Genomic DNA, 11,333 nt, shown 5'->3' with positions numbered 1-11,333 from the left:
TCGCCGCTATGAACGGCGAGCCGACCACTTCGCACCTTCGTCGCCATCGCCGCAGCCCCCATCTGCTACCGCCGACTAACCAAATGAGTCACTGTCTAAGTCCCTCGCCAGGTTGGTGTCGCCTCGTCCGTTATGCGCTTGCTGGTGTTGTCGATCATGGCGATGTGGATCATGGCTTCGGAGCTGGCGGGCAGGGTCTCGTAGTCGCGGGCGAGGCGGCGGTGGAGCATGAGCCAGCCGAGGGTGCGTTCGATTACCCAGCGTCGCGGAAGGGCGTGGAAGCCACGGGTTTCAGGGTCGCGGTGGACGACCTGGGCGTGGATGCCGAGGGTGGCGGCGTGGTCGGCGAACTGTTTCTTGAAGCCGGTGTCGACCCAAGTCAGGCTGATGGTGGGGTGGTCGTTTTTGGCCTTGTCCAGGACGCGGATGCCGGCCTGGTTCTCCGAGACGGACGCGGCGCAGACGGTCACGGCCAGTAGTAGTCCGAGGGTGTCGGTGGCGACGCCCCGCTTCCGGCCGACGATCTTCTTCGCTGCATCCGTTCCCTGGGTGCTGGCTGGTGGGTTGGTGGAGGTCTTGATGGTCTGGGTGTCTATGATCGCGGCCGTGGGTTCGGGGGTACGGCCGTCCTTGGCGCGGGCCAGGCCGGTGAGGTCGTAGTTCAGCCGGGCGAAGATGCCCTGGTCACGCCAGGCGGCGTAGTAGGAGTAGACGGTGCCGTGGGGCGGGAAGTCGTGCGGGAGGTAGGACCAGGCGATGCCGGTCCGGTTGAGGTAGAGGATGGCGTTGAAGATGTCGCGTAGATCGGTGGGGGCGGGCTCTCCGGTGGGGCGGCGTTCGAGGCGGGCTTGGCGCCAGGCGGTCAGGGTGGGTTCGATCAAGGCCCAGCGGGCGTCGGAGATGTCGGACGGGTAGGCGCGTCGGGGGTTCACATTCGATCGGTATGTCAGACCGCCCGTGAGAGTTGGCAACCTCCGAAACATGGCGTGTCCAGGACATGTCTACGCCAGACGGAATCGGGGTCGGCTCATCTCACCAAACAGACATCGACACGCTCCGCCCGGGCCCACGAACCGGGATGTTCTTCTCCAACGCCGCGAGTGGCTCCCCTCGCAAAAGATGCGCATGCCCGCAGACCATCCCAAAATGCCCTCTAAGAGGGCGTTTGACCCCAACAGTTCCGTCTGATCGGCATTAGGCGCCTAGCCAGGTGGGGGGATTCGCCGGTGAAACGACGGATCATGAGGTCAATCATGGTGAGGTCTCCCACAACCGGCAAGCGACGGTGCTCCCCTGCTGGCGTTGACCTGCTGAACGGTTGTCCGATCGCGCAGCAAATGTCACCACGGCGCCGATCGCATGCTGGCACCGCTTCGTCAGATCATTGCTGCGACACCGCCACAGCGCCGTTCACCGGCCACACCAGGGAGAGCCGACGTGAGCCTCACATCCGCGAACCTGAACTTGACCGACCCCACGAGGGGGTACGCGCACTTCGTCCTCTACGTCGAGGCCAGGATCGGCGTTGCGGGTGCGGCGTGGAACGCCACGGTGATCATCGAGCGGCAGTCCCCCTACGCGCGGGAGTGGCAGGGGCGCCTGATCCGCTGCGAGCCGAACCCGCTGCACGCCACGTTCGTTGACAACCGCGAGATCCCCGAGCTGTTCCACCCATGCGTGGACGAGGACGAAGAGAGCCCTGTGGCCATTTCGGGTTCGGGCTGCGTCTGCCGCCAGACCTTCTACGATCCGGAATTCGGCCTACCCGTCGTCGCAAAGCATTACCGACCGGTCGGTGGGCGCACCGACCTGTGGACTTACACCACCTACGCACCTTTGGGCCTGCGCCCCGGTGATGTCATCGCCAGCCTGGTCATCGACCGGATCAGCGGCTTGTTCTGGAGTCGCACCACCGAAGGGACACTCTCGCTGTTGCCCGAGCGCAACGGCCACGGCTACCAGGTCGGCTACGCAGGCGCAGGACCGGTTGAGCTCGCCGAATACCTGCACAAGCTGATCGCCTCCGACGGACGGGACACCGCCATCGAAGGCCTGCCGCACGGACAGGACGTCGATCCGCGAATCCTGGCATGGGTGAGAAGCCCGGACGCCAACCGCACGCAGGAATTGACGATGGAGCAGCTGAAGGCCATCCAACGTGGGTAACGGCATGCTCTTCTAATAGCTCTATGCATTGGCGCAGGAGCCGGTCGCGGTGGAGCGTGCGGCAAAGGATCAAGGAAGCGCTCGGCTGATACGTGCTGACGATGTCACCTCTCGAACCCCGGACCCGCTGATTAAGAGTCGGCGGGCAAACGCCCACCCGAGTGCCAGGCCATGTCTGCACATACCAGTTTGTGCCAGATTATCCATAGATCCGCTGATTTTTCTGCCGCGAGATGCCGTCCCGTGCCGAATCGCTCCGGAACATTCGAGCACAAAGCGAGCCCACACCCCGACACGGGCGACATCACAGTGAGTAGCCCAGGACGTAACGCCCCCTCCGCCAGGCGAACTCTCTACTCACTATAAGATCGCCATTGATGACGGATATCCAGTTGAGGCGGTGGACGCGCCTTGGCGCATCGCAGCCGACCCCCGGCGGCCAGCGCGCCCCCACCTAAGCTTCAGGTGAGCCCGCCGCGAACCAGTAGTGGTCCGTATTGAGCGACTGGGCCAGTGTACGACGTAGCGCGAGGTCGGCCACATCCCGGCGCTGGACTCCCCGCAGTACGTGCACCTGTGGGTGTACAGGCCGAGCGAGGCCATCGGTGACGGGTTCGCCGAGTTCAACGTGCCCCCTGGCATTGGCCGTCGCAGGGGGCCATCATGCTGACCAGGATGGCCACAATCGAGCAGTACCGCAGGCAGTACAGCGCCGCAAGGAGACATTCCCGCCGTTCCCACTGCGCCGTGGTTAGTGCTCATCTTTGTGATGGTGCTCCAGCATCGTCAATATTGGGATTTCATTGAGTTGGCACTTTTTCGTCAGAATTTGTGCCGCGACGAGAAGTGGAACCGTGTGGCTTATTTACACGTCTTCCCCATGAGTATAAATGCATGACTAGCTGAATTGCCGCAAAGATGGCAAATATCGCAAGCCAGCAGATAGAAAGTATCAAGTCGTCTGCCAGACCTATCAACGACAAGGGCCATGAGAGGAGGAGGATCATGCATAAGCCTACGACCGCCACGGATGCGAGCTTGACCTTTGCACTGGCACGTTTAAGGTGGACCGACGGGGCAGCCCATAGTAATAATAGCAATACCACTCCAACGACGCTGTCTAGCGATGAATAAGCTCCCTCTGCTTGCGTAACCGACACAACGGCGGCCACAGCTGCCAGCACGAGTGCTGCGGGGCCGTCCTTTAGGCGAGAATTTTCATCTATGGTGGTTTGGTTCACGGAACGCCGATCATAGTCCACTTAAATTTCTGATTAGGCAACCTTAGAGCCTGCTGACGAAGGATTTGATTGTTGAGGCCAAGACCGGGATGCCCCGGTTCGCATCTTCGGTGATACGTCTGCGGACAGGAGCGGGCTCCTGGTAGCTGAGGTGTTGTCTACGCATCTCGGCAGCCAGGAGCCCGTGGTTGTCTGTTTACACGCCCGCGTCGTCGGACGCCAGTGGTTGCGCCTCACCGGGGTGCCGATGTCATGGCCGCAGGCCGTCATATCCATCGGACCTGACCGATGCCGAGTGGACCGTCCTGGAGGGCGAGGCGCGGGCGTGCATGGCCGAACTGGTCGCGGCCATGGGCAGGCCGATGGTGCATGACCTACGCGCGGTGCTGGACGCGATCGGCTATGTGACCAGGTACGGGATCGAGTGGCGGGCCGTGCCGGTCGACTTCCCGCCGCATGAGGCGGTGTACGCCTTCTTCCTGCGCTGGTCGCGGCGTGGTCTGCCCGAACGGCTCGCCGGGCGGCTACGCGGCCGCCTGCGGGTCATGGCCGACCGTGGCGAGTTGCCGACGGCTGGGTGCATCGACTCCCAGACGGTCAGAGCGGCCGAGATCGTCGGGGCCGCGGCCTGCGGTTATGACGCGGGCAAGAAGATCAAGGGGCAGAAGCGGCATATCGCGGTCGACACGCTCGGGCTGCTGTTGTGCGTGATCGTCACCGCCGCGTCGGTTCAAGACCGTGACGGCGCGCACCCGCTGCTGGCCCGGCTGCGGGGAAAGTTCTCCACCATCGCGCTGGTGTGGGCGGACGGCGGCTACGCCGGACGCCTGATCACCTGGGCCGGGCAAGCCCTGGGCCTGGCCGTCACCATCGTCAAGCGCTCCGACGACCTACGCGGTTTCGTCGTCCTGCCCCGCAGGTGGGTGGCAGAACGCACATTCGCCTGGCTGACCCGTTACCGCCGGCTCGTCCGGATCTACGAACGCAAGCCCGCGCACCACGAAGACATGATCTGGTGGGCCACCGTGCACCAGATGACCCGCCGCCTGACCCGCGAACTGGCAGGCCGGCCGCCTCATGGCCGCTGGAGCGACCCGCCGCCGCTTCCAGAGCTGTCCAGTCCCGACCGGCGCGGCAAGGTCCTGGAACTCCTGGCCGCCCAGCCCTGGCGGGCCTGGAAAGGGGCCGAACCGGCCGCCATCCTCGGGATCGAGAACGTCAACAGCTTCCGCGTCCAACTGTCCCAATGGTCACACCAGGGCTACATCAACAAGATCGGACCAGCCCTCTATGGTCCCATCCCCACGAGAACTTAAGCCTTCGTCAGCAGGCTCTTACACCGTGGCCGCCGCCCCTAGCCCGTATAGCGACCAGTCTCGTCGCTGCCTGTCTTCCGTTAAGGCGTCACCAGCATCAGGGCTTTGCCCTGCCGCCGCAAACCTCTCCGGCACATCAGCGCGCCCCAGCCAAGGGCGGTCCTTCGAGGCGGCGTACATCCGGCTAATCCCGTTTGCCATGAGCGGCTCGTGTGTGCCAGACCCGACTTAGGAGATGATTCGGGGTTTGCCGATAGCGCTGGGCTGTGACCTGTAAGTTCGTCTCGCGAGGAGGCTGAACTTGCGCACTAATGATGGCCGTAGAGTGGCTCGGTGCCGTATGTCAGGACGGTGAGGACGAAGTCGGGTGCCACAGCGGTGCAGGTTGTGTTCTCTTCGCGGTGGGGATCGCGGGACATCGAGCACATCGGCTCGGCCCACGACGAGGCCGAACTGGAGACGCTGAAGGTCGCGGCAAGGCAGATGATCGCGGGCGGCCGGGGTGAGCTTGACCTGGGCCTGGAGGTTGCCCGGCAGTGCGCCTGCCGAAATCCCCGTCCACACAGTTCAATCGGCATGCGAGTATTCGTGAAGGATTCCGCCGAGCCGGTCCCGTCGGTGTACGTTCAGGTCGGCGACTGTGGCCGGATCTGTGGTTGGGTCCGGGCCGGCGCGTAGTGGAGCCACCTGGTCCAGGGCTTGATTGGGTCTGTGCTGGTTGTAGAACTCCTCATACTCGCGCAGGACATGCCGTAGGTGGCGTTCGTTCCAGAGCAGGCAGCGGTCCAGGAGCTCGCGGCGGCACGATTGCACCCACCGTTCCATGACCGAGTTCATCCGCGGGATACAGATGCCGGTAAGCACCGTGTGGATGCCGGAGTCGGCGAGGATCTCCTCCATGAGGGCCGGGAACTTCCCGTCCCGGTCCCTGATCGGATAGCGAGCCCGGCAGCCGGCGTCCTCCAGGTCCATCACGAGATTTTTGATCGCCTGGATGACCCAGGTGGCGGTCGGGTGGGCAGTGGTGCCCAGCACACGGACCCGTCTGGTGGCGTGCTCGATGACAGCCAGAATGTATTGCCGCTGCCCGTTCAGGGTGACGGTCTCGATGAAGTCGCAGGCCGGCAGCGCGTCGGCTTGGGAACGCAGGAAATCGGCCCATGTAGTGGATGCCCGTGCCGGGGAGGGATCCACGCCTTCCTGCTTGAGGATCCTCCCAAATGGTGGAAGGCGCGATCTTGATGCCGAGAGTGGCGAGCTCGCCGTGCACTCGCCTGTAACCCCACGAGGGATTCTCCCGGACCAACCGCAGAATGAGCACACGGATGGAGCGCACGGATGGAGCGCACGGTGGGCGGGCGCCCCTGCCGCTTGGGCCGGCAGGTACGGGCGTGACGCTGCTTCAGCAGATCGCGGTGCCAGCGAAGGACTGTATCGGGACGCACGAGCAGGCGCAGTCGGCGTAGGACCTGGCGGGGCAGAGATGTCAGGAGCGCGGCGAGGAAGGCGCGATCCTCCGGAGCGAACCTCACTTTGGTCTCCGCGCCGAGCTGTCTTTCAAGAATGGTGATCTGGTGGCGCAGAGCAAGGATTTCGACGTCCTTGTCCCTATCCCCCATCGGCAGCAGCCGCAGCGCGGCAAAGGCGTTCCTGACGGTCAGATAGGCCAGGCGAAGGAGCACAAGTGATCATCCTGCCTCACTCGGTTCCCTCTCAGATGGCTGGAGATCGCGTCACGCCAAGCGAAACCCTACAAGGCTATGACCTGGCCGGATGGCATTATCGGCAGGAGCAGTGTTCGGCGCCAAGGACGCGCTCTTGGATGGGGAGAAGCGCCGCGTACTGGGCGGGGGCGGCAGCCGCGTCCCCCGCCGTTCCCGTCCGCGCTGCGCCGCAGCGCGGCGGGGAAGTCTCCCACCCCGTCCTAAGCGAAGATGCCCTACTGCGGCCTGATCCGGTGCAGGCGGTTGAACTCCTGCACGCAGGCCTGGTCGATCCGGCTGCGCCGGGTAGCGCTGGCCGCGGCCGCCGCTGCAGGGTCGTGCCCGTACAGCCGCGCGTACACCTCGGCGACCGCCGCGGCGGCGCCCACGGCCACCAGCGTCGCCGACCCGATGCCGAGCAGGTCAGGTGCAGCGCGTATGCCGTCGGCGTCATCCTCGGTGATCGCGTCGCGCAGCATCCACTCCATGCTGTGCACCACTCCGGAGGTGAGCTGATAGCCCGCGGGGCGATCTGGGAACTGCTCGTTCACCAGGTCGGTCAAACTCGGGTCCAGGCGAAGGTACTCACCAGCGCCGGGACGCCTGATGCCCGCAGGGCGGCCGTCGCCTCGGAGGCGCACATCAAGGCCGGCTCTCCTCACCATCGCGACGAACTCGTCCCGGGCCCGCGTGGTGGTCTCCAGCGCGTGCACCTTGACGGGGTGCCCGTCGGGGAGGTCGTGGATCGCCGACACCTCCAGGGAGCGGCTGCGCAGCCCCAGTCGCGCAGCGCGCAGCACCCGTTCCTGGTACCCGGCCGTCGGGCTCAGCAGGTTGCAGATCTGAGCCGCGGCCTCGGCGGTGACCCGGCTCACGGTCATATGCGCATACAGCGGCACCCGGGGCCCGGTGAGCGCCACGGTGAGCATCGCCAGGTGGTCGAACAGGTTGAGCAGGATCCTGCGGGCCGTGCGATGCGCCTCCTCCCAGAGCGTCTGGTTGTCCGTTGACGAAACTCGCCGTATCTCTCGCTCGGCCAGGTACGGGGAACCCGGGCAAGCCTGCTGGGCGACGGTCTCCACGACGGCCTTCAGCGCGTCGAACTCCTCCCCCGACACCTCGGCGCAGCACGTGACGAGCGGCGGTAGCGGCGTGCCGGGTTCGGTCGCGGTCGCGGTCATCCACCGACTGTAGAGGCTCGGCATTCCGCCGGAATACCTGTTTGTACGGCCGCACGGCGTGACCAGCCGCGGCCAGATCATCCGGTCATAGGCCGTCCTATTCCTACGGCACCTGGGCGAGGTTCCCCCTTCAGGGTCGGAGCCGCTCCAGCCGTGATCACCATTGCTACGAAGAACGGCCGTGACCGCCCAGATGAGCGGAGTAGAACCCGCCTGAAAGGCACCCTCACAGAGAAAATACGCCCGGTATCGCTACCGCCACGCCTACGCCCTCTGGCAACCCCCCGCCGACGCTGGCGAGACCGATGCGCTGGAGCAGCTGGCCGTGATGCGGGAGGAGGCTGGGGACCGGCAGGATGCCGAGCGCCTGGCCCGCGCCGCCGCCAACCGCGCCGCCCACCTGCCCGCCCTGGGGATATCGTTGAACAACCACGCGCTCCGGCTGGCGGAGGTAGGGCGGCCGGACGAGGCGCTGCCGATCTGCGAGGAAGCCGTGCGGCTGCGCCGGAGGCTGGTCGAGCTCAACCGCGCCGCCCACCTGCCCGACCTGGCCGGCTCGCTGGACAACCACGCCGCCCTGCTGGCATGGGTGGGGCGGCCGGATGAGGCGCTGCCGATCTGCGAGGAAGCCGTCAGCCTCTATCGGGAGCTGGTCGAGCTCAACCGGGACGCATACCTGCCCGACCTGGCGATGTCGGTGAACAACCACGCGATGTGGCTGGCGGAGGTGGGGCGGCCGGACGAGGCGCTGCCGGTCAGCCAGGAAGCCGTGCGGCTGCGCCGGGAGCTGGTCCAGCTCAACCAGGACGCCTACCTGCCCGGCTATACCAAGAGCCTCGTTGTCCTTGGACTTGTGCTGATCGAGGGCGCCTGCTTCCGAAAAGCGATCGCCTCCTTGGTCGAGGCTTTCAGCACCGGGCAACACCTGCCCGACTACGCCCAGGGCATCATCGGCACGATCATCGATCTGCTGCGCCGCGCCCATGCCGGGGACGCCACCGGGGTGAGTCAAGAATTTCGTGCGCTCACCGGTCAGGACGTCCCCGAGTGGATGAAGCAACCGCCCACGTCCGAGAGGTGAGGGACAAGTCGGCCGCCGCTCCAGGGTCTGCTCTCGGCCGTCTGGGAAGGTGTACCTTTCTGGACACGATAACGACCAGGCGTGATTCCGTCCAGAAACCTCAGTCCAGAAAGTCGATGCGTCAGGGGGCGAACAGGACGCGGGATTCGAGGTCCAGGTGGGTTGTGGGTGCGGCGGCCGGCGGGGTGAGGTTGAGGATCCAGTTGCCGAACCGGCGGATGACGTGGGTGATGTAGGGCGAGATGGTGGTCAGGTCGTCGGGGGCGGCGGGCCGGCCAGTCGACCAGCCGCGCCCGTGCCCGGTGACGACCGGCGAGCTCGGGGACCGCCTGGCCGCGCTGGCCGCCGGCGCCGGCCCCACCCCGCCCACCGCACCGGAGGTACGCCCTCGGCCCCGGCCCCGGCGCACCCCGCTGCAGGCCCGCCTGGCCGCGCTGGCCGAGGGACGGAAGACCCAGGACCTTCCCCGCCTGCCCGACGACCCGACGATCCGACGGCCCGCCGCCCCGATCGGCCCTCCGCGAGGGTCCGGGCGACCCAGGCCACCACGCTGGCCCGTCCGCGCAGGTGCCGAACGGGTCTCCTCGCCCCCGGCCTGAAAGTGTGGCCGACGCTTGCCGCCGGTCAAGTCCGCTCCCTCGCTGATGCTCGGTCGGCGGACTGGACAGTCGGCTGCGCACCGACCGGAAGGGCCCTCGGGGGACGAGCTCTGTCAGACGCAGCTGGTCTGAAGGGTGCCGCCGTACGCGCCCAGTTCAACGTAGGCATAGGTGCATAGGTTCGGCGAGTAGATCATGTAGGTCCACCAGTTGGTTCCTGATCGGATCCGGCTGTAGTTGGTGGCGGGCTGGACAACCTTGAAATTGTTGATCGTCCCCGAGACGCCGCGTAGGCGTGCCCAGTTGGTCTTGCAGGTCGGGGACCAACGCAGGTCCAGGTAGATTTCGGCGGCATACACCTTGTCGGTGGCGACGGTGACTGCGTCGGCCGCGCAGCCGGTCGCTTGTGGGTCCTGGCCCGAACAGAAGTCTCCGTAGCAGCTGACCGCCGCTGTCGCGTGCGCTGGCATGGCCAGCGCCGCACCGCACGCGACCGCCGCGACGACGGCTGCGCCCAGCCGGGCGAGCAGCGGACGGTGTCCCCACATTGTTGTCCTCATCATGTCGCTCTCCTTGGTCTACGCCAGCTCTTGGCGTGGCCCGGTCTCCTCAGGCCTGGAGGCAGCGTGTGATTGTCCGTTTTGGACGTCTAGCTCCGAGCGCTCTTCGCGCAGGTCAACTCCGGACAACTCCCAATTGTCCGGGGAGGCCCCAGCTCGGCGCTCCTACCAGGTTGGCCGCAATCGTTTCCCTCACCACAAGGCCATCGCCTGCCACGCCTAGCAGGGGGCAGGATTATTCACCGAGCGCGTGAAAGGAGTCCTTCCATGAGCAATGGCCGGTCCAACGGTCCTAAACGAGGCCGGCCCCCCTCAGCGCCGCCCGACCAGCCGGCACCGGTGAATGAGCTGGCGAACTGGCTGCGCACCGAACTCGACCAGGCAGGACTGACCTACCGCGACCTGGCCTCGCGGATCAATTACGGCAAGACCACGATCTCCGAGACGCTGCGTCGGCCCCAGCCCCCCGACTGGGCGTTCGTGCAGGCGGTGCTGACTGCGATCGCCGGGCAAGACGCCCGCGCACACGACCGACTGCTGTCGGCCGGCCGATCTCGGTGGGAGCGGGCAGCACTGCCCGCCGATGGGCCAAACGCTCCTGCCGGCTTGCCGCACACCACTACGCCGGGCGCGCGGCCGGTTGAGCCTGGCACCCCTCTTGGGGACCGGAACGCCGAGTTGGAGCAGGGGCGAGCGGCCGAGGTTGATGCGGTGGGCGGCCAGCTATCTGGCACGCCGCCCTCTATCGTGGCCCGCTGGTCCTCTGCCCTGAGACCTGCGGTGTGGTGGACCACTGGATCTTTGGTCCTGATCTTGACCTTCGTGCTGGCGTTCGTCTGGGCGCGGCCACACACGGCGACCCCGCAGCGGGCGGGCTCATCGCCCGCCCTCCCTTCGCTGACCGCCTCGCATCCCCGTATCCCTGGCGACTCCTCCGCCTTCGTCCGCGATGTCACCTACCCCGATGGCAGCACTGTCGCAGTAGGCCAGCGCTTCGCCAAGACGTGGGAGATCCGCAACACCGGCGCGGTCTCCTGGCGCGGCCGATATCTGACACGGCAGGGCACCAACGACCCGGGCCTGTGCGCCTTACCAGCTATGACACCCATCCCCGACACCAGACCCGGGCAGACCGCGCAGATCACAGTGATGATCACCGCACCGTCCCTTCCCGGTTCCTGTCGGGTGGACTGGAAGATGACTGACGTCAACGGCCAGCACTATTTCCCCCAGCTGCAGGGCTTGTTCATGATCATCAACGTCACTGAATAATTAGGCCTGTCGGTAAGAGTGCTGCAGAAAGAGGGAATCGCCGCAGGTCAGCGTTGTATCCTTGAATTTTCGCCATTGCTACCCGGGACCCTGTGGGGCCCGAATACCCGGATTTGGTTACGCGACCTGGGAGTATTCGTTGATCAGTCCGCCGAGGATCTTGCGCCGGATAACGCGTGCCTGCTCGATATTGATTGCTTCTGAGCCAGGGTCT

The 11,333-nt window shown here is 65.8% G+C and carries 9 protein-coding genes and 1 pseudogene; 5 read left to right on the top strand and 5 right to left on the bottom strand.

Translation table 11 applies throughout. The features are described from left to right. Positions 1-95: 95 nt before the first annotated feature. Positions 96-932 carry an IS5 family transposase gene (locus tag ACFP1K_RS39945; RefSeq protein ID WP_380763601.1) on the bottom strand — a complete coding sequence of 279 codons (837 nt, stop codon included), beginning with the start codon at positions 930-932 and terminating at the stop codon, positions 96-98. A 505-nt stretch (positions 933-1,437) separates the two neighbouring features. On the opposite strand from ACFP1K_RS39945, the gene ACFP1K_RS39940 reads away from it, so the two are divergent. From ACFP1K_RS39940 to ACFP1K_RS41415, 3 genes and pseudogenes are all read left to right on the top strand, one after another. After that, a complete protein-coding gene (locus ACFP1K_RS39940; RefSeq protein ID WP_380763599.1) occupies positions 1,438-2,166 on the top strand; it encodes a hypothetical protein in 729 nt (242 codons plus the stop codon). Between the two features lie 1,429 nt (positions 2,167-3,595). Then, positions 3,596-4,723, top strand: coding sequence for an IS5 family transposase (locus tag ACFP1K_RS39935; RefSeq protein ID WP_380763597.1), 1,128 nt, complete (start codon positions 3,596-3,598; stop codon positions 4,721-4,723). Between the two features lie 333 nt (positions 4,724-5,056). Beyond that, positions 5,057-5,239 (top strand): annotated as a pseudogene (locus ACFP1K_RS41415) (IS1634 family transposase); the annotation flags it as partial. 51 nt (positions 5,240-5,290) lie between these two features. On the opposite strand, the gene ACFP1K_RS39930 reads toward ACFP1K_RS41415, so the two are convergent. Together ACFP1K_RS39930 and ACFP1K_RS39925 are read right to left on the bottom strand one after the other, a co-directional pair. Then, positions 5,291-5,917: an integrase core domain-containing protein gene (locus ACFP1K_RS39930; RefSeq protein WP_380763595.1), complete on the bottom strand. Its 627-nt coding sequence runs from the start codon at positions 5,915-5,917 to the stop codon at positions 5,291-5,293. A 745-nt stretch (positions 5,918-6,662) separates the two neighbouring features. Then, positions 6,663-7,607: a hypothetical protein gene (locus tag ACFP1K_RS39925; RefSeq protein WP_380763593.1), complete on the bottom strand. Its 945-nt coding sequence runs from the start codon at positions 7,605-7,607 to the stop codon at positions 6,663-6,665. A gap of 328 nt (positions 7,608-7,935) precedes the next feature. Here ACFP1K_RS39925 and ACFP1K_RS39920 point away from each other — a divergent pair, with 328 nt between their 5' ends. Beyond that, positions 7,936-8,688: a tetratricopeptide repeat protein gene (locus ACFP1K_RS39920; RefSeq protein ID WP_380763591.1), complete on the top strand. Its 753-nt coding sequence runs from the start codon at positions 7,936-7,938 to the stop codon at positions 8,686-8,688. A gap of 121 nt (positions 8,689-8,809) precedes the next feature. Here ACFP1K_RS39920 and ACFP1K_RS39915 read toward each other — a convergent pair whose 3' ends face one another. Both ACFP1K_RS39915 and ACFP1K_RS39910 read right to left on the bottom strand, forming a co-directional pair. Next, on the bottom strand, positions 8,810-9,049 hold the full coding sequence (locus ACFP1K_RS39915) for a hypothetical protein (protein WP_380763589.1): 240 nt from the start codon (positions 9,047-9,049) through the stop codon (positions 8,810-8,812). A 351-nt stretch (positions 9,050-9,400) separates the two neighbouring features. Further along, positions 9,401-9,850: a DUF2690 domain-containing protein gene (locus ACFP1K_RS39910; RefSeq protein WP_380763587.1), complete on the bottom strand. Its 450-nt coding sequence runs from the start codon at positions 9,848-9,850 to the stop codon at positions 9,401-9,403. A gap of 264 nt (positions 9,851-10,114) precedes the next feature. Here ACFP1K_RS39910 and ACFP1K_RS39905 point away from each other — a divergent pair, with 264 nt between their 5' ends. Beyond that, positions 10,115-11,119: an NBR1-Ig-like domain-containing protein gene (locus ACFP1K_RS39905; protein ID WP_380763585.1), complete on the top strand. Its 1,005-nt coding sequence runs from the start codon at positions 10,115-10,117 to the stop codon at positions 11,117-11,119. Positions 11,120-11,333: the final 214 nt, after the last annotated feature.

This window comes from Sphaerisporangium aureirubrum, from assembly GCF_042658925.1.
Taxonomy (GTDB): domain Bacteria; phylum Actinomycetota; class Actinomycetes; order Streptosporangiales; family Streptosporangiaceae; genus Sphaerisporangium; species Sphaerisporangium aureirubrum.
This window is presented reverse-complemented; position numbering and strand designations above follow the sequence as displayed.